Here is a 19,299-nt window from a genome sequence, read left to right as displayed (position 1 = left end):
TAATTAACTTTGCAAAACCTATCGGGTGGTACACGTTTCAAATGCTACCCGGGTCCCTTTTCAAGTGTTAGCTACAGCCCTGAACTCCTTGAACGACTGGAAGCGGTAATTCTGCACAGCCGGTTTTACCACACCCGCAATCTGATGTTTCAGATCGCCTTTCGTGTAGTCCACCGCGGTCATCGGCCGGGAAATCCTGTATTCCTCCCCACGTGACTGCAGCAGGCCGTATTTCCTTTCTAGTTCCCGGCAGATGTCCGTCGAACGTTCCCATTCCTTGTAATCCCTAAGCTTTCTTCCCTGTTCATCAATGCGCAGGGAGACTATATGGATGTGAGGACGCGCGTTGTCGTCATGGCGGAAGATAATGTAAGGCTGGTCGCCATATCCGAGCTTGTCCATATATTCCCGTCCGATGGCTTCCAGCTGTTCGTCGGAGAGCACGTCATCGGGATGGGGATTGAGCGAGAGGTGGATCACCGGCTTTTCCGTCCGGCGGTTCATGGCAAGGTAAGGTTCGAAGCTGCGCATGCATTCGGTGATGCCGACCTTTCCCTCCGGTGTCTCCATCACGCGGTTTCATGCCAGTGTCCGCGCTTTCCCCTTCTCCACTTTTTCCTGATTGTAATACAGCGCCCCGTAGATGGCGGCACCGGATGTTATCTTTGCAACCATTGTTCAAACTCTTTGGTAAGACGGATGATTTCCTTGTTCAACGATACGAGTTCCACGGTCAGCTGTTCCAGTTTGTAAAGCAGGGCGAGGGCTTTCTTTTCGGTCAGTTCCCCGCTATGGACCGCCTTGAGAATCTGGTTATAGTTCACCCCGATGCGGCGGTACTCGCTCTGCAGGTTGGTGAGCTTGATGTAATAGTCCGTGGCCGCCTTGTCGATTTTCACCACTTTCATCGGTTTGCCGAAAATGGACGCCAGGATGAACTGCGACTTGGTTCCGGCACCGGAATTCTCATAGAGCCGCTCGAACTCGATGTTTTGGAGCTCGTTCAGACGGAATCCGTAGTAATAGGAATGGAGCTGGGAGGATTCCTTCGGACTGCGCCCCCCTCTTCATGTCCGGGAAGCGGCCGTTTTCTCTTTCTTGTACGCCTGTTTGATTTTAGCCATATTATTGATGTTTTTACCGGAGCAAAGTAAACGATAATTCGGATACCTGCCTAATTTCGGAAGGTGACTATCTCTGACAAAAAATGACTTTTGCTGACAGGGGGATTTTCCTCTCTGTCATCCGTGCCCGATCCCGCAGTTTATGATGTTTTTTTCAAAGGCCTCCCGGAGTTTTGGGAGCAATACCGAGAGACTTTTCTTGCGTCTGGCAAGGTCTGCACGTAAATCATAGGGCTTGGGAATTCGGATGTGCAGGAATCCTTCGAATGCTACCACCAGGGAAGCGAATGACTGCCGGTTACCGTTGCCGTCCGTTATCACTCCCAAGTAGTACAATGAGGCGATCAGCTCCATCAGGTTTACTAGGGAACTCTTCCAGTGGAGGGAGATAACGGATGCGTTATTCTCTTCTGTAGCCGGATGAACAGCGCAGTATTCGGGATGTTCTACGGAGAAACGGAGTAATTCGATTTCGGTCTTGACAAGAGCGACTGCCTTTTTCAGACATACATGTAGATGTTTGCTGGTAGTTTTCTCCACCATGTTCAGGCAGGTGTCCAACTCCACTTCCAGATGATATAGGTACCGGAGCTTTTCAAGAAAGGGCAGTTCACCTTTTGCAAGTTGTAGCAGATAGTCTAGTAATTCATCGTAAGCGGATGACAATATGTTTTCTGAGATGGATTCTTCTCCCTGGACCGCTTTCCTGAAGCAATCCAGCAGACGGTGTGTCGTTAATGCTTTCATACGGTTCGTTCTTTTTAAGTTTGACAATCGATGCCTTCCGGCAAGAAAATAAGCTGCTGGGAATGGCAGATTTTGATATATAATCAACTAACATGAATATCAATAAATAGTAGTGGAGTGTAAATACAAAAGGTGCACATGGTTTACAGAACTGTAAGGCAGGTGTACACCTTTTGTTAAGGTATGTCGTATGCCCGTGCGAACCGTTATCAGGGGGTGACTACCGCCTACAACTCACGCATCTGTTCCGTATTATATAGGGAGTATTTATGATACAAGTTTGTCCATTGGATGTGGACTTCCTAAAAAAATACCAGCCCCGTGCTTGAATTGGAGATTCCAACAAACGGCCTCCCATTGGTTGTCAGACGACAAGTCTCTTCCCGATAGTATTTTATGTAAATGTTTTTCCCAAAAGTTCGATTATTATGGGGATGATCACCCGTTCTTCTATTATTTGTGCTATTCTCTCTTTTGTCTGGCGGAATTTAATGAGAAGGTGAAATCCCGTCCGTCACATTCCTATCCAGCGTTCATAATTGTAGATCTCGAAACTGATTTTGTCGCATAATATCCGTATCTGATCGTATTAAAATTTATTGTAAGCTCAATGGAATTCATATTATTTTGCAAACATATTCTAAAGTAGAAGGTGCAGACGATGGATGTTAATAATATTAGGTCCCTATACCGAAAGGTATCGCTTGTCAGCCGATACTTCACTTTTTCAGCTCGTCACACAGGGACATTTAGCTGAAATCGAATATCCGGGTCCCACGGTACAGTTACTACCAGTCCGTTCGAGTGTGACAAGAATCTGTTATTTCTCTTTTTCCTCTTCCACGAGAATTCCTCCCATGTCACATATTCGTACATAAATCTTTTTTCCCCATAAAAATAAGAGAGGAAAGGTAATAATGACGAAATATATTTCAACGGTCCCTTAAAAAATATGGGACATACAAGGGTATAAATAAAAAGCATACAATTCCCTTACACTGCATGTCAGGAAAGTGTATAATTCCTGTAGGCCTTTTGTACTTTAAAGGTAGAATAGTGAGAGGATTATTCGGGTATTTTCAATATCCACCCTTTTGTGCGAATGAGGATAGTACGGCAAAACAAGCCGATCCATATGACAGATGGTATGAATTTCAGATTGACTATTTCGACTATACACTATTTGGAGGTATGAAACTTCCTTGTATTACTTTGGAAGGGCAACAAGTCTTTCACATAGAATATAAAGCATGTGAAGTCGACAAACATTTCGAGGTACATTATATTATACACAAGAGTAATGCTGGCGAATACCATAGATTAACCTCACTGATATTCTTTGCAAAAGCCTATTCCATTGTTTGGATTCCATGTGGAAAAGTATGAGAAAGGATTTACTCCATATGTAATATAGTAAAAACTATAAATACAAATATCGGTAATCAACGCCCCAAATAAAATGCATAACAGTCAGTGGAAATGTGTTCTATTTCACAGATAAATTTAAAGCAGAAAAATCAAATTTTCGCCATCATAAATACAAGCCGACTATAACAAGTAATAATAGTTCTATGGCTAGTCTATTTTCGATTATCTCCTTCCCGGCACAATAGAAAAGAATCCGAGGGTTTAAAATGGGGAACCTTACGAGCCGGAATAAATATAGTTGTGTGCTGCTGGATATTCTGTGCCTTCTTTGCTGCCCTTTTCTTTAAAGAAAATGTGCCGAACCCGCGCAGAAATACACTTCTGCCTCTGCCAAGTGCATCCTTCACGCATTTCATGAAACCCTCGATTACCAAGGCAACGGTCTTTTGGTCAATCCCTTGTTCCTCGGAGATCCGCTTTATAATATCTGCTTTAGTCATATCACAGTTTTAATGTTCGTACTATTTTGTCGTTTAGGTAGAGGAAAGTCGCCACCCTCAAGGAGTAGTCTGTTATTCCTTAGACACTTTCCCTGCCTGATACCGATCATGCCGTTTAAACAAACGTTTTTCGTTTCTTTAACATGGTCGTCTGTTCAATCTCGCTGACTATCCGGGCGAAATATAGCCCCATCTCAGTTCCGAGAACTTAGTGTCGCCTATTGGCTTTTCTATCGGGGTGATGATGTCCGCCGCTGCTGAAGAAATTATTTTCCCGAAGGTGCCGCCAATGATTACACCCACGGCTATGTCTATCACATTTCCACGCATAACAAACACCTTGGAATTCTGTAAAGAGTTACTTTTTGACATTTTATATTGTGTTAAAATTTTTGTCATATACTGAAATATCAATTTAAACACATTATATGCGATTGGTAATTATACAGTATAACAATGTCGAAATTAGTGATATCAAACTCTCTGCTCTTTCACGGGAAAGAGGCATATACAGATGAATGCTATCAAAAGATATTACTTGTTAGCGTATCAAACAAAAGAGGATGACACGAGAAGCGAAGGCTCCAATCATCCTCTTTTCCATCATTGTTGTTTATCACTATGGTGAGAAATAGTTTTCCACACAATGGAACTAGCCAAACTTCCTGTTAAGGGAGCGACAACAAAAAGCCAAAGTTGGGAAATCGCGCTGCCCCCCTCGAAAAGCGCTGGTCCTATGCTACGTGCAGGATTTACCGATGTCCCGGTGATTGGGATACACACGATATGCACGAGGATAAGTGTCAATCCGATGGCCAACCCCGCCAATTTACCGGCCCCTTTCCTTTTGTCTGTAGCTCCCAGTGCTACAAGAACGAAAATAAATGTAAAAACGGTCTCGGCAATAAAGGCCTGTAACATTTCTCCCTCACCAAAGCCATTGCTCCCTGTCATAGTGGGACCGGAATATGATCCCGTGGAAACCAGTATGAAAAGTATGGTCGACCCAAGAATCCCTCCGATTACCTGAAAAATCATGTATAACAGGGCATCTTTACCGCCCATTCCTCCCGAGCAGTATACACCCAGCGTAATCGCTGGGTTTATGTGACAACCAGATATCCCGCCAATGGTGTATGCCATGGCGACCACTGACAGTCCGAAGGCCATGGCAACTCCCACCGTACCCACTCCAGTGCTAACTGCCCCAGGCGTATCCCCTGCGAAAATGGCACTTCCACATCCCATTAATACAAGAACCATTGTCCCGATCATTTCAGATATATACTTGTTCATGACATTCAAATTAAGTATAGATAAAAATTATTAATGCATTCGGTTCAGACAATTGTATCTTCCCGGTTTATATCCAGACCATTTAGTGCTTGTGAGATTCCTTTTCCACATTGATTGTACAGATACTTACCCGATTCCAATCAGGCTCCTCGAACATGTTCCCTATTCCCTGGCCTTCGGCTACAATCCGTTTTCCTGCAATTCCATACCTGTCCGTTAGCATTTTTTTTACAATCTCCGCTCTTTGTTGAGCAAGCCGCTCGTTCACTTCCACACTTCCCTCAGGGGAGGCATATCCTTTGATGACCACACTTGCTTCCTTGTGGTTCTTTAAATAAGTCGCGATACGTTCGATGTTCGGGAGTTGAGAGTTGTCAATGGTTGTCTTGCCTTGGCGGAAAGTTATGACGGATTCCAGTGTCTTTCTGCTGTTGTCAATAGTGTCTTTCATGATTTTTGGTTCTTGGCTCTGGCATTTGGCCAACGCAACTTCCAGTTCCGTCACTTTCTGAACTGCTTCCTCCAACGCTTCGGCATTTTTTCCGATTTGTGAATGAAGTTGATTGATTTTCTCGTTCAGAACATTCACCTCCTGCTGGTCGTAAGGTCTCACCTTTGTAAAATGATGTTTCCCATTACTACATCCGAAGTGATATTTCAGTCCGATAGATATCTCCCATACTGCCTGTTTAGAGTGGAAACACACGGGCTCGGAACCCATAGCGTTCATATCATAGACCAAGGCTGGTTTGAGAGCTAGTGTCCACGCCTTACTTTCTCCCAAGTTAAAATTAAAATTTAGCCCCAGTTTTGTTGACATGCTGTTCTGATCGGAACCCATTCCCTGGTTCATGTAATAATGCAACCACCCGATTCCGGCGATCGCTTCGATTTCAAAAGGTCTTGGGGTTCCCGTATAGGTTCCAAAAAGATTGTTCAGGTTCACCAGCCCCAATAGACTAACATTGGAGCGGTCGAAAACTGTCCGACTTTGTGAAGTGTTAAAACTTCCGACTGCCTCTAGACCGAAACCAAAAACCGGTGTCAATTGTTTATTCAATTCTATCCCCGTGATTGGGCGCATATTTCCAAAGAAGGAGTGATGTGTTAACGGGGTTGTTCCTCCTGCACTAACCCCAATGGACCAGTTGTCCAAGAATTTATTACCTTCTACCGCAGTCTGGGCATTTGTGTGATACATAAAAATACCAGATAAAAACAAAGTTGTAAAAATTTTCTTCATGATGCTTTGTGTTTTGATTTTATTTTGCAAAGATCTTAGTTTTTATAAAATAATATATTTCATTTTTGGCTCTATTATTTATCATTTTAGTTCTTTGTGCTAAAATACTAACTGAATCTACAATTTCTCAAATTTTTTTCTCTCTTTTATAAATGTATTTCGTGTAAAAAGGAAACCGTAATTCAGATAAATAAAGAGACTAAATATCCAAGTATTCTAATATTGTGATATTCAAAATATAAGACTCTTATATTTCCTTCTTTTAGCGGCAGTATGGGTGGTATTCAGCTGGACGGTTATTAACAGGACTTCTGCTCCTTACCCATTTTGGGCCAAGTGTGACATCCCAAGATTAGCTTTGATACGTGCGATATCGTTTACGATAATCCCTCTGGCCTCACTCTTTATATGATAGTAGTTCTTTTGTTACCGTAGTCACGCTACAACTGGGAAAAATTTTGAGAGATCAACATAACGGTTACTTTGTCGTTTCAGGGGGAGTAATGAGCTTGTCCAATCTACTTTCCCATAAAGGGGATATAATGATAAAAAACTTCGATTTCGCATAATTACCGTTTCCCAACCTTAAATGATCTTTACTTTTTACCCGGTGGGAACTCCAGTCTGAAAAACGAGCACGGTTTCAGTTATGATGCGGGCGTGAGTTTCGATGTCGACAAGAAGAACGTCTACAAACTGGATGGCAGTGCCACGTGGTTCAATTCCTAAATCGAGGATCGGATCATCTGGCTACCGACAACCAAGGGCTTTTTCTCACCACGAAACGTGAAAAAGGTACATGCTTATGGTGTCGAGGTAAAAGCCAATCTTGCCGTACAGCCGGCAAAAACTGGCTCATCGACCTCAGCGGATCCTACTCGTGGACTCCCTCAATAAACGAGGGCGAAAAGATGTCCCCTGCCGACCAGTCGGTAAGAAAACAATTGCCATACGTCCCGAAATACTCCCCATCACTGACCGGACGCCTTTCATGGGGTACATGGGCATTTCTCTACAAGTGGGCGTTCTACTCGGAGTGTTTCACCATGTCGAGCAACGACTACACACTGACTGGAGATCTACCCCGGTATTTCATGAGTAACATCTTATTTGAGAAGAAGCTGTTGCTCAAACCGATGGATGTTCAGTTGAAATTTGCTCAATAATCTCCTCAACGAGGATTATTTCTCGGTACTATCCTGCCCAATGCCAGGCATCAATTTTGAGTTGTTCATTGGTATCACCTCAAAATCTTGGAAAAATTAAGAAATAGTGTCCCACATATTATAATTATATGAAAGTGCTAATAAATTGCCCCCGCTACTGTTACTTGCGCTAGTATGGACAGGCTGTAACAACAGGAGTGCCCGCCTGACAGGTCTCACTCAACCGGTTTACACTTCGGAATATGCTTCCGACTTCGATATCCAAGATGCCGACGGAAAGGAGGATGTATTGATCACCGTCACGAACCCGTGGCAGGAGCGGACAGCGTTACCGCACAGCTATTCATCGCCCGAGACGGCGAACCCCTTTCCGAAGGATTTGAGGGACAAGTTTTGACGGTCGAAGCCAAACGCATCGCCTGTATATCCTCGACTCATATCGCAATGCTCAATGTAGTCGGCGAGGCCGGCCGCCTAGCCGGTGTATCGGGTAAGAGTATATCTCCAATCCCGGGGTCCAGGCGCACCACGACAGTATCGGCGGCATCGGTTACTAAGGGAACATCAACTATGAGTGCTGCTTTCGTTCGACCCGGCCCTCGTCAGCTCTACGGCGTGAACGGGACAAACTCAATGGAGGATAAATTGAAAGAACTGGACATCCCGTTCCTATATGTCACCGACTACCTCGAAGAGTCACCGCTGGGCAAGGCCGAATCGCTACTGACACTCTCGGAAGTTATTGGAAAGCGTGTCGGATGTCAAACGATATCAAACTATCTGTTTGTCTTGATGAATAGCCCCCCATGCTACACATTGGAGGAGGATTATTGAAGAAAACGCCCTACACTTTTATGACATTTTCTTTGCTTATATTTAATCAATGATCAGCAAAGCATTCTCAGCTTTTTCTACTTTTTCATTTATTCCCCTTATTTCAAACAGTTTTATCTTTCAACTGTTTTATTATTAAAACATAAAAAATAGTGGTTTATGAACTCAAAACAATCGTTAATTTTGCTGGCCACAATTGGGCTGCAATCACAAGCACCGATGGATGCTTGTACAGGTATTACGTTAAAAAGCGGTGATGGCACAGTCGTTACGGCACGTACTATTGAATGGGCAGAAAGTGTTATGAATACAATGTATGTAGTTGTGCCCCGCCATCAGGAGCTTCAGTCACTTACCCCTTCCGGGATGGATGGTATGAAATTTACAACCAAGTATGGATTCATAGGCTTGTCCGTGGAACAAAAGGAATTTATGGTAGAAGGAGTAAATGAAAAGGGCTTGTCTGCCGGCCTTTTTTATTTCCCTAATTATGGAAAATATCCTCCTTATGATCCATCCCAAAAGGAGAGAAGTTTAGCGGACTTCCAGTTAGTGTCTTATGTATTAGGTGAATGTGGAAATGTAAATGAAGTCAAGGAAAAACTTCAAAATATACGTGTTACCAATATTGATCCCCGTTCTTCTACTGTTCATTGGCGGTTTACTGAACCTTCTGGGCGACAGATTGTCCTTGAGATAGTAGATGAAATCATGCATTTTTATGAAAATCCTTTGGGAGTTTTGACCAATTCTCCCGGTTTGGAATGGCATTGGACAAATTTGAATAATTATATCAATTTACAACCTGGTACACCTCCGGAACATAATTATGGTCCTTTACAGATGAAATCCTTCGGACATGGAGCTGGTCTACTTGGACTTCCGGGTGATTTTACTCCTCCATCTCGATTTGTCCGTGCTACTTTCTTCCAATTGACAGCTCCGCAACAGGCCTCTGCTCAGGAAAGTATTTTTCAGGCATTTCATATCCTGAATAATTTCGATATTCCAACAGGTACTGAGCAGCCATGGGGAAAAGCTTCTGCTGATGTACCAAGTGCTACTCAGTTTACAGTTGCTACAGATACACAAAATTGTATCATTTATTATCGAACTATGTATAATAGTAATATTCGTTGTATTGACCTAAAAACTATTGATTTTAAGAATATTAGATATTATAGTATGCCTTTGGATAATGTAAAGAGGCAACCTGTCGAATTGATCAATATACGATGATACAACGCTCATTTAAAGATGATTTCTTTTATAGTCATTGGGATCTGGCAAGATAATTATGAACATTTAGGATCTCACAATCGCATGTTTCCAGATTATATTTGGAAACATGCGATTGTGAGATCTTTACAAATGAGACAAAAACAAGCAGTACATTTATGTATCTGGAGAAACATGATATAACATTTTTATTGTTTATGGTTTTTATTGAGTATGTTATTTTTAATGGGAATATCTCGGATTTTTATTGATTTGATATACCTTGTTGAAAAATGAATTTTGAGTTAATACTGGTTCTCTGAAGTCTTAAAAAAATCCTTTTAAAAGAAGAAAGCTGTCCTAGTATTTTTGAATTTATGGTCATTTCCCTGTATAGGATGGAAAAAGGCAGCTTGTTCCGTTTTTTATGTCATAAAACCGTATGTTACAAAATACTCTTTAAGCTTTGCTTTGTGAAAATGGATGCAACCGCCCCATCCTCCAACTAAGTCGATTAAAAACTTTGACAAATAATTATAACCTGTCCCCTGATTTTAGGTAGTGCATTCTTTTTTGCTCTGGAATTTCAAGCTGTTGAGTTATGAAAATGATATCTTTTTACAACATTGTATAGCATTATCAGATTGCGCAATGACAATGCTCCCTTTTCCTTCGTAAGTGTATCTTCCATATGCTTCTTTTACTAAAACAAGTCATATTACCTGCCAAAAGTTTTAGTTTTTTCCCAACAGGACATCTCCAGTCCTCTTTCTGTTACAAAAATCAGATAGAAAGCACGCTGTGCAGCGAGAGGAAACACCATAAGCACATACGGAGGGGCACAATGGAATCGGTACTAGGAAAGTTAGTACAATACCTGTGTTTGGTTGATAAAGAATACATCAGGATAATGGAGATATTGTGAACAGTGATGCATAGAGTTACCGTAGGCGAAAAAGGAGAATGGCTATATAACAATGAACCTGAATTCTTAGAACTGTTCAGGACGTATGCAGGAGAAGATCAATAACTATCCTAACATACGAAGAACAATGTGTTTTTCTATCTCTGTATTGATTCTTAATAGAATCTTAAGGAAATGACAAATAAACGGTTTCAGATAATGACTTATGTTATGAACAAAGAAGTCACTCGTTTAAAACAAGAATACATAACGAACTAAAATTCTTTTATTGGAAGTTTTAGTATTTTGACTAAAGGAATGCAATTTGGAAAGATGTAGATTAGTTATATAAATCTTTCATACTACTATTTGATGAATTAACTCTGTTACATAATATTGTTTTATATAATCCAAATTGCTAGACCATATTGATAAATCATAGAGCCAAAATGATAATCAATAATATTTTATCTTATTTTTTATTTGCACAGTAAATAATGCGCTGCGTATTATATTCAATAAATATATTGTTGCTAATTATACAATTTGTTTGCCTTAGATGATTAATATTCTTCTTGGCAAGATTTATAGATATATTATTTTTATCAATTATTGTTGTAAATATAAATATGAAAAGTAAATTCACATTATGGAGTGTTGTCTTGTTCTTGGCCGGATTTATATTTATAGGATGTGACAATGAACGAACGGAAAACGCATCTGATTTTCAGACAGGAATTCATAAAATTGTAATCCAACAGTCCGGTGACACAGATTCATTTGAAGTGAGTGTAAGTATCGGTGGTGCTGACAAGGGTGGTCCTGCCAAGTTGTACAATGACAAGGGAGAATACATTGGTGATTCCTATTCTGCCCAAATAAGGACGGCAACCATGTCTTGTCGTACAAATGGGAACGCGTTTTTCATGACCTGTGCCGGTTCGGTTTCCAGTATCTCGGAGGCGGGTAAACGACTTCATATAACAGTAATAGGCTACATTGACGACAAGGAGGTTAACCGTTTGGAAAAAGAATATATAACAGATGGTAATACCCTTATTGAAACTTTCAGCGTTTCAACCAAGGAGATATGATCCGGGTAGAATACAGAACTTGTATTAAAAAGAGCATAACGCCTGAACATGTTTCTTATCGAACTTTTTTTCCTAACTAAATAATTTATGAATACACTTCAAAAAACAGCGGGAGCAATTCTGTCGCTCTCGCTATTGTGTGGGATGCAGGTTTATGCGTTCCCTGACTACCCTTCCCTGAGGGGACAAATTATCGAACAGAGTGATATCTGTCAAGGAGTTGTCAAAGATGCCAATGGCGAAAGCATTATCGGTGCATCCGTACTTGTCAAAGGGACGACAAACGGCAGCATTACGGGACTTGACGGTGATTTTTCCCTTAGGAACGTAAAAAAAGGGGATATAATTGTTGTTTCTTATGTCGGCTATCAGAGCCAGGAAATAGCCTGGACAGGTGAACCGTTAAACATCGTTTTGAAGGAAGATGCCGAAGTCCTTGACGAGGTGGTTGTTATTGGCTATGGTGCTGTAAGAAAAGCGGATATGGCCGGTTCCGTAGCCGTGCTGGACAACAAAAATTTCAAGGACCAGCCTATAACCCAGGTTGCAGACGCTCTTCAGGGGCGTGTCAGTGGCGTTCATGTTGAGAACAGCGGCGTCCCCGGGGGAAGCGTGAAAATCCGCATCCGCGGTGCTAACTCCATCAGCAAAAGCAACGACCCTTTGTATGTGGTTGACGGAATCGTCCGCGAAAGCGGTTTGGACGGTATCAATCCCGAGGACATCCGTTCGATGCAGGTTCTCAAAGATGCATCGTCCACTGCCATATACGGTTCCAGGGGTTCGAACGGAGTCGTTCTGATCACTACCAAGAGTGGTAAGGCCGGTGTGCGTGAAATTATGTTCGACGCATCAGTGGGAGTTTCCAATGTATATAAGAGATACGATATCCTTGGAGCATACGATTACGCTCTGGCGCTCAAGGAGGTCAAAGGTATTGATTTCTCAAACGAAGAGATGCAATCCTATCAGAACGGAACGGCGGGCATCGACTGGCAGGATGAGATTTTCCGTACGGGGATCACCCAGAATTACAAGTTGGCTCTTTCCAATGGTAGCGAGAAGACCCAATATTACATTTCCGCCAACTACATGAGCCAGGAAGGTGTGGTCATTGAATCGAAGAACGAGCGTTATCAGGCGAAGGCGAATCTTTCCTCACAGCTTACCGACTGGCTGCATATCACGGCTGACATCAATGCTTCCCACGGTGTGCGTCGCGGGGGATCTTTTGCCTCCGGTAAGGATAATCCGATCTGGATTGCTTTGAACTATTCGCCTACCATGACGATGATGGCCGAAAACGGGAACTATAACACCGATACTTATAATTCCATAGCTTCCAACCCGGTCGGTATCCTAAAGCTGCAGTCGGGAGAGACAATGACCAATGTTTTCAACGGACGTGTTGATTTGCGCCTTGATATAATGAAGGGGCTGACATTCACCACAACCAATGGCGTGGACTATTATGACGGGAAAAGTTATAGTTTCAGCTCCAAACGAGTGGGGACCAAGAGTGGTATGGGCAACAATGACACTTACCGCCTGATGCTGCAGAGTTCCAACAACCTGACATATACGGGTTCTTGGAACGACCATCATCTGACAGCCACGGCCGTATATGAGGTGACCTCCTCCGAAACCAGGACAATGGGTATAACCGGTAACAACCTCCTGACCGAGGGTGTGGGCTGGTGGAATGTGGGTATGGCTTCCTCTCGTGATGCAAACAATGGTTACGAGCAATGGGCGTTGATGTCGGGAGTGGCCCGTGTCATGTACAATTATAAGGATCGTTATATGCTTACCGGAACATTTCGTGCCGACGGTTCTTCTCGCTTTGCCAAAAAGAAATGGGGGTACTTTCCTTCTATTGCCGCAGCTTGGACGTTGAGCAATGAGGATTTCATGAAGGATGTTTCCTCGGTTCAGGACATTAAACTTCGCGCCAGTTATGGTATTGTGGGTAGCCAGGCTATCAGTCCTTACGCGACCATGGGCCTTATGAGTGCTACTGCATACAATTTTGGAACCAACAGTAATTTTACCGGTTATTGGGCAAATGACATAGCGACTCCTGAGCTTACGTGGGAGAAGACCAAACAGTTCGACCTGGGCTTGGAGTTCTCCCTGTTTGACAGGCGGCTGAATTTCAGTGTGGACTATTTCTATAAGCGTACTACAGATGCGTTGCTTAAAAGAAGTATCCCCGGATATGTCGGCGGTAACTCTTTTTGGGTGAATGACGGCGAAATCAGTAATCGTGGTATTGATTTGAGCGTGACCGCCCGGATTATGCAGAATGACCGGTTCCAATGGACCTCCACCTTGAACGGTACTTATTTGAAGAACCGCGTGGAACGCCTTTCCGGTGGTGAGAATGATTTCATCAACGGCTCCAGTCCGGCTGCCGGTATGGTTGATTATGCCACCATTATCAAGCCGGGTGAGGCCATCGGTACTTTTTGGGGATATGAATGGACCGGCTTAGATGAAAAGGGACATGACACTTACACGGATGTAGATGGAAATCAGATGATAGACGGTGGCGACCGCAAGGTCATCGGCAAGGCCAATCCCGATTTCACCCTGGGATGGAATAACTCCCTGTCTTATAAAAACTGGGATCTGAACCTGTTCTTCAACGGATCTTTCGGAGCCAAACGTTTGAATCTTGTAAGATATACGATGGCTTCGGCCGAAGGGAATTCCCGCTTTGTAACTCTGGCAGACGCCTATCTGAAGGGATTCGACAAGATTGGCTCTTCGGCAACATACCCGAGCCTGACCGAAGGTGGAAATAATCTGCAGCCGGTTTCAACCAAATGGCTGGAGAACGCGGACTTCCTTCGTCTGGAGAATATCAGTCTTTCATACACTTTCCCCAAAAAGACAACGGGATTCGCTGATTTGCGGCTTACTTTCAGCTGTCAGAACCTTTTTACAATAACCGGGTACAAGGGGATGGATCCGGCCGGTACTACCTTCTCGAACAGCAGCGTTGACGTTGACGCGGGTATTGACATGGGAGCCTATCCTTCCCCAAGAACATTCACATTCGGTCTCCGGATGAATTTTTAAATCTAAAATAGAAGAACTTATGAAAATAAAAATAATAGCAGGCACTATGGTTGCCCTGTCATTTTCACTGATGTCGTGCAGTGATTTCTTAACGGAAGATCCCAGGGGAAAACTCACTCCGGAAAACTTCTTCTCTACCCAGGATGAATTGAACATGAGCATATATGCCCTTTACCAGAAAGTCAATCTTTCACAGATATATACGAACATGCAGCTGCCCCAGTGGCAGGGGGATGATATAACGACCAATCCGGGGAGCAACAAACAGCCTGCCGCAGAAATGGACAAGTTTGCCGCAGCAAACAACAACAAGGGTGTCAAAGATGCGTGGAACATGCATTATGCCATTGTAAAGGCTGCCAATTTGATCATACAGGGGGCCTCTAAAACACCTACCACTCAAGATGAGATAAATATCGCCCTCGGGCAGGCTAAATTCTGGAGGGCATACGCTTATTTTACCTTGGTGCGACTTTGGGGACCGCTGCCGATGAATCTGGACAATGTCAACGATGATTATACCAAACCTCTATCCCCCGTGGAAGAAGTGTATGGTCATATTGTGCAGGACCTGACCGAAGCTGAGGCCGTATTGCCTACGGGTTACAGTGGCAGCCCCCGCTTTCTGAACGGAGTGAATGTGTATGTAACCCGGCAGGCAGCCAAATCTACTTTGGCAGCAGTGTATATGGCTATGGCCGGCTGGCCGATGAACAAAACGGAATATTACGCAAAGGCTGCTGAAAAGGCGAAGGAGGTCATTGAGGGTGTGAACAGAGGTGAATACGAGTATAAGCTCGATAAGGATTACAAAGATGTGTATGCTATGAGCAATAACTATAATAATGAGACGGTGCTCGGCATAAACTATTCACCGTTCGTGGATTGGGCCCAGGATTCGGAGCTTACTTCATGTAACCAGTTTGAATCGCTGGGCGGTTGGGGAGACGCCTGGGGTGAAATTCGTTTCTGGAAGGAGTTTCCTGACGGTCCGAGAAAAGATGCGACTTATGATCCCAAGATTCGTCTGAAAGACGGAACGTTGGTTGACTGGTGGGAGTTGAAGGAGGACGGTACCCCTGTCGTTCCGGAACATCACCCCATGTTCAGTATATTCTCCGTCAACTGGGATCCTGCGTCAAAAGTGAATACCAGTGCCCCGTATGATTATACAAAACCGGCCAGTCAGAACATGTGTAATGACCATCGGCATAGAATCATTCGTTATTCGGAGGTTTTGTTGTGGTATGCGGAGGCCAAGGCCAGGACGGGGCAGACGGACGAGTTGGCATTCAAGTGTCTGAATGATGTCCGCGAGCGTGCCGGACTGGAACCGCTCACCGGACTTTCTGCAGATGACCTTGCCGAAGCGGCTTATAAGGAGCATGGTTGGGAGGTGGCAGGCTACTGGGTGGCCCTTGTCACACGCCGTGCGGACCAGTTCCGTATGAACAGGCTGAAAGACACCTTTAAGGAAAGAGCGGAGAACACGGCTGTTGAAGTCGCCGACGGGATCCTGGTAAAGGAGTCTGTAGAATATACGAACAGGACATGGAGTGACAATCTGATGTATCTTCCATATCCTGATATGGATTCCCAGAAAAACCCGAATCTGGTAAGGTGATTTTTTATTTTAAGCCAGAGGGCTACCCGCCAATCACCCGTTGATTGGCGGGTAGCTCCTCTGATTTTCAATGTATAATTTTTTAATATCATGTACTAAATTTTGAATTGTTTTTTCCGTGTTCTCTGCTCCTGCCTTTCCGGTCATATGTTTTCGGAAAGAAGGGTATGTGACTTGCACGTGACTTTTAAGCTGATAGGGGAATGGGGTGTGGAGATCGTTCCCGTGGCATTATTGTTCATTCTTATGTTTTTCTCCCTTTTGGAAACTCAGGAGGTATCATTCCTGTCCCCATTGATATCCATGTTTGCGGATAGTCATTTGTAACGTGCTTGCGGCATGATAATGTCGGAAATCACGGACAAACGCATAATAGGTACACATTCGATTTTTAGTAATAACGGATTGGAATCATGAACATTCTGAAGTTACAAGGATTGGACGGTCGGCTTTTTGACCTTGTCGCCCCTTTGGTAATGAACCCGGCCGTATTGCGGCAAAATAATAATTACCCTTTCAAAACGACGCGTAACCATGTCTGGTACATTGCCATGGATGAGCAAAGGGTGTTGGGATTCATGCCCGTGAAAATGACCTTGACAAACAATTGCATAGATAACTACTATATTAGCGGGGATAACTCCTCTGTAATAGAGGTGTTATTGGACCGTATTATCCATGATTTTTCTTCTGATGGTTCCCTTGTGGCCGTTGTACACGAACGCCACGTGGAAGACTTTTCAATGAAGAATTTTATCCCCTGTGTCGAGTGGAAGAAGTATGTCAAGATGCGTTATCATGAAGGAGGTGGGGCATGATGCGCCGGATGGATGTCCACGAGGCCGCCAACCGGAGATTGAAGATCATCTTTGACTATTTTGATTACGTGTATGTCTCTTTTTCCGGTGGCAAGGATAGCGGTATCCTTCTCCATTTGTGCATGGATTATATCCGCATGCATGCACCCGGTAGAAAACTGGGTGTGTTCCACATGGATTACGAGGTGCAGTACCGCCAGAGCACGGAGTACGTGGAAAGGATGTTTTCCAACAACCGGGATATCCTTGAAGTGTTCCACTGTTGTGTCCCCTTCAAGGTACCCACATGTACTTCCATGTACCAGCAGTACTGGCGTCCCTGGCAAGAGGGGTACCAGAATATCTGGGTTCGCCAGATGCCGGGCACCGCTCTTAGCGTGAAAGATTTTGATTTCTGGAACGACAGCCTGTGGGATTACGACTTCCAGTCTCTTTTCCCTTCCTGGATACGTCGTAAGAAGGGATGCAAGCGTGTTTGCTGCCTCGTGGGGATCCGCACGCAGGAGAGCTTCAACCGGTGGCGGGCGATTCATTCCGACAAGAATTACCGTAAGCTGGCCAACTACAAGTGGACTCACCGTGTAGGATATTACACTTATAACGCCTACCCGATATACGACTGGAAGACAACGGACGTGTGGACGGGGTATGCCCGGTATGGTTGGGATTATAACCGTTTGTATGACTTGTATTACCAGGCCGGGATTCCCTTGTCCCGCCAGAGGGTGGCCAGCCCGTTTATCTCACAGGCCGTTTCGACCCTGCATCTTTATAAAGTTATTGATCCGGATACCTGGGGACGCATGGTCAGCCGGGTCAACGGCGTCAGTTTCGCCGGAATGTACGGGAACACGGTTGCGATGGGCTGGCGCTCCATCAGTTGTCCGGACGGGTTCACGTGGAAAGAGTACATGTACTTCCTCCTTGACACGCTTCCCCGGGCGACAAGGGAGAACTACCTGGAGAAACTGAGGGTGAGCCAGAAATTCTGGAGGGAAAAAGGAGGCTGCCTGAGAGAGGAAACGATTGGGAAGCTGCGTGCGGCCGGTGTACCGTTCACGGTGGAAGAATGCACGGCATACCGGACTGACAAGAGGCCCGTCCGCATGGAGTATATAGACGAGATAGATATCCCTGAATTTCGTGAAATACCCACTTACAAACGAATGTGCGTCTGCATCCTGAAAAACGATCATACCTGCAAGTATATGGGTTTCACGCAGACCAAACGGGAGAGGGAGATGAAAGAGAGAGTTTTGAAAAGATATAAATTGTGATTGTCATGTCAAGTTTTAAAAGTCCGGCGTATAACGTCAAGGCCGTGCCAGTCGAGAAAATCGTGGCCAACAGCTATAACCCGAATGTCGTTGCTCCCCCGGAGATGAAACTGTTGGAACTGTCCATCTGGGAAGACGGTTACACGATGCCCCTCGTGTGTTATTACCGGGAAGAAGAGGATATCTACGAGCTGGTTGACGGTTACCACCGCTATCTGGTTATGAAAACATCCGGCAGGATTTACAAGCGCGAGAACGGATTGCTGCCTGTAACGGTCATAAACAAAGACATCTCGAACAGGATGGCCTCGACTATCCGTCATAACAGGGCCAGGGGAATGCACTCGCTGGAACTTATGACAGGTATTGTGGCGGAACTGTCAAAATCGGGTATGTCCGACAGCTGGATCATGCGCAACATAGGCATGGACAAGAACGAGTTACTCCGTTTCAAACAAATCTCAGGTCTGGCTGAATTGTTTCGTGACAGGAGTTTCGGGCTCTCAGACGACTGGTTGGAGGAATAAAACGGTCTGTCTGGTATCCGTAACAAATATACATGGTGTTTATGCTTGCAAATCATTATTTGTAGGTATTGCGAGTGATGATTAAAACCGTTAATTTTGCAAACTAATGGATCGTACGAAAAAAAGACAGAGACAGCGGGCTGTCATAGCATGTATGTTGTTGCTGACATTGATGCCCTTTTTCCTCGTGAAAGCTTTTCATGTTCACGGGGAACATTCGTGCGTATCCTATAACGAACAGGGACACTCCCGTCACGATTCTCCTGAAAATTGTACCATCTGTCTCTTTACGCTCTCCCCGTTTGTCGAGGCAGGGATTTTTATATACGATTATATTCCGACTAGCAGGCCTGTAAGGTATCTTATCTCCGGGGAAACAGATGTCATCGTCATTCTTTTCCCGCATTTCCTCCGTGCACCCCCTGTGTGTTTGTCATAACTCCCTTGAGGGATTCGCATGCCATCACTGTGATTG

Annotated in this window: 16 protein-coding genes and 2 pseudogenes; 11 read left to right on the top strand and 7 right to left on the bottom strand. The window is 44.1% G+C overall.

Annotation, left to right across the window (positions count from 1 at the left end):
• Positions 1 to 60: 60 nt before the first annotated feature.
• The 3 genes from ACESTD_RS13315 to ACESTD_RS13305 all read right to left on the bottom strand — a co-directional run bounded on the left by ACESTD_RS13315 (position 61) and on the right by ACESTD_RS13305 (position 1,871).
• Complete coding sequence (locus tag ACESTD_RS13315) at positions 61 to 531, bottom strand: relaxase/mobilization nuclease domain-containing protein (RefSeq protein ID WP_373158936.1); 471 nt, start codon at positions 529 to 531, stop codon at positions 61 to 63.
• 128 nt (positions 532 to 659) lie between these two features.
• The gene (locus tag ACESTD_RS13310) at positions 660 to 1,007 is read right to left on the bottom strand and encodes a hypothetical protein (RefSeq protein WP_225700323.1); all 348 of its coding nucleotides are present in this window, start codon (positions 1,005 to 1,007) and stop codon (positions 660 to 662) included.
• Positions 1,008 to 1,241: 234 nt separating this feature from the next.
• Positions 1,242 to 1,871: an RteC domain-containing protein gene (locus tag ACESTD_RS13305; RefSeq protein WP_103877864.1), complete on the bottom strand. Its 630-nt coding sequence runs from the start codon at positions 1,869 to 1,871 to the stop codon at positions 1,242 to 1,244.
• A gap of 1,002 nt (positions 1,872 to 2,873) precedes the next feature.
• Here ACESTD_RS13305 and ACESTD_RS13300 point away from each other — a divergent pair.
• A complete protein-coding gene (locus ACESTD_RS13300; RefSeq protein ID WP_371325560.1) occupies positions 2,874 to 3,257 on the top strand; it encodes a nucleotidyltransferase domain-containing protein in 384 nt (127 codons plus the stop codon).
• A gap of 194 nt (positions 3,258 to 3,451) precedes the next feature.
• On the opposite strand, the gene ACESTD_RS13295 is transcribed toward ACESTD_RS13300, so the two are convergent.
• The 4 genes from ACESTD_RS13295 to ACESTD_RS13280 form a co-directional block, all read right to left on the bottom strand.
• Positions 3,452 to 3,739 carry an HU family DNA-binding protein gene (locus ACESTD_RS13295; protein ID WP_005805251.1) on the bottom strand — a complete coding sequence of 96 codons (288 nt, stop codon included), beginning with the start codon at positions 3,737 to 3,739 and terminating at the stop codon, positions 3,452 to 3,454.
• Positions 3,740 to 3,907: 168 nt separating this feature from the next.
• Complete coding sequence (locus ACESTD_RS13290; RefSeq protein WP_074908937.1) at positions 3,908 to 4,111, bottom strand: MscL family protein; 204 nt, start codon at positions 4,109 to 4,111, stop codon at positions 3,908 to 3,910.
• 231 nt (positions 4,112 to 4,342) lie between these two features.
• Positions 4,343 to 5,035, bottom strand: a complete 693-nt coding sequence (locus ACESTD_RS13285) for an MIP family channel protein (protein ID WP_074908934.1) — start codon at positions 5,033 to 5,035, stop codon at positions 4,343 to 4,345.
• A gap of 82 nt (positions 5,036 to 5,117) precedes the next feature.
• Positions 5,118 to 6,278, bottom strand: a complete 1,161-nt coding sequence (locus ACESTD_RS13280; RefSeq protein ID WP_074909083.1) for an OmpA family protein — start codon at positions 6,276 to 6,278, stop codon at positions 5,118 to 5,120.
• A gap of 524 nt (positions 6,279 to 6,802) precedes the next feature.
• Here ACESTD_RS13280 and ACESTD_RS13275 point away from each other — a divergent pair.
• The 10 genes and pseudogenes from ACESTD_RS13275 to ACESTD_RS13230 all read left to right on the top strand — a co-directional run.
• A pseudogene (locus ACESTD_RS13275) lies at positions 6,803 to 7,544 on the top strand (TonB-dependent receptor domain-containing protein); the annotation flags it as partial.
• A 45-nt stretch (positions 7,545 to 7,589) separates the two neighbouring features.
• Positions 7,590 to 8,197 (top strand): annotated as a pseudogene (locus tag ACESTD_RS13270) (iron ABC transporter substrate-binding protein); the annotation flags it as partial.
• A gap of 240 nt (positions 8,198 to 8,437) precedes the next feature.
• Positions 8,438 to 9,517, top strand: coding sequence for a linear amide C-N hydrolase (locus ACESTD_RS13265; protein ID WP_005805240.1), 1,080 nt, complete (start codon positions 8,438 to 8,440; stop codon positions 9,515 to 9,517).
• A 1,512-nt stretch (positions 9,518 to 11,029) separates the two neighbouring features.
• On the top strand, positions 11,030 to 11,494 hold the full coding sequence (locus ACESTD_RS13260) for a beta-barrel fold lipoprotein (RefSeq protein ID WP_005823213.1): 465 nt from the start codon (positions 11,030 to 11,032) through the stop codon (positions 11,492 to 11,494).
• Between the two features lie 87 nt (positions 11,495 to 11,581).
• Entirely contained in the window at positions 11,582 to 14,578 is a 2,997-nt protein-coding gene (locus ACESTD_RS13255; RefSeq protein ID WP_032534162.1) for a TonB-dependent receptor, read from the top strand.
• Between the two features lie 19 nt (positions 14,579 to 14,597).
• A complete protein-coding gene (locus ACESTD_RS13250) occupies positions 14,598 to 16,202 on the top strand; it encodes a RagB/SusD family nutrient uptake outer membrane protein (RefSeq protein WP_074908918.1) in 1,605 nt (534 codons plus the stop codon).
• 413 nt (positions 16,203 to 16,615) lie between these two features.
• Positions 16,616 to 17,020 carry a hypothetical protein gene (locus ACESTD_RS13245; protein WP_005798039.1) on the top strand — a complete coding sequence of 135 codons (405 nt, stop codon included), beginning with the start codon at positions 16,616 to 16,618 and terminating at the stop codon, positions 17,018 to 17,020.
• Positions 17,017 to 18,297, top strand: a complete 1,281-nt coding sequence (locus tag ACESTD_RS13240; protein WP_074908912.1) for a DUF3440 domain-containing protein — start codon at positions 17,017 to 17,019, stop codon at positions 18,295 to 18,297. Before ACESTD_RS13245 ends, ACESTD_RS13240 begins: the two co-directional genes overlap by 4 nt.
• A gap of 5 nt (positions 18,298 to 18,302) precedes the next feature.
• Complete coding sequence (locus ACESTD_RS13235; RefSeq protein WP_074908909.1) at positions 18,303 to 18,824, top strand: ParB/RepB/Spo0J family partition protein; 522 nt, start codon at positions 18,303 to 18,305, stop codon at positions 18,822 to 18,824.
• A gap of 106 nt (positions 18,825 to 18,930) precedes the next feature.
• A complete protein-coding gene (locus ACESTD_RS13230) occupies positions 18,931 to 19,263 on the top strand; it encodes a hypothetical protein (protein WP_373158934.1) in 333 nt (110 codons plus the stop codon).
• The last annotated feature ends 36 nt before the right edge of the window (positions 19,264 to 19,299 follow it).

The organism is Bacteroides sp. AR20 (assembly GCF_964250605.1).
Classification (GTDB): Bacteria; Bacteroidota; Bacteroidia; order Bacteroidales; family Bacteroidaceae; genus Bacteroides; species Bacteroides uniformis.
Note: the sequence above shows the minus strand (reverse complement) of the source record. Positions and strands in the feature narration are given on the sequence as shown.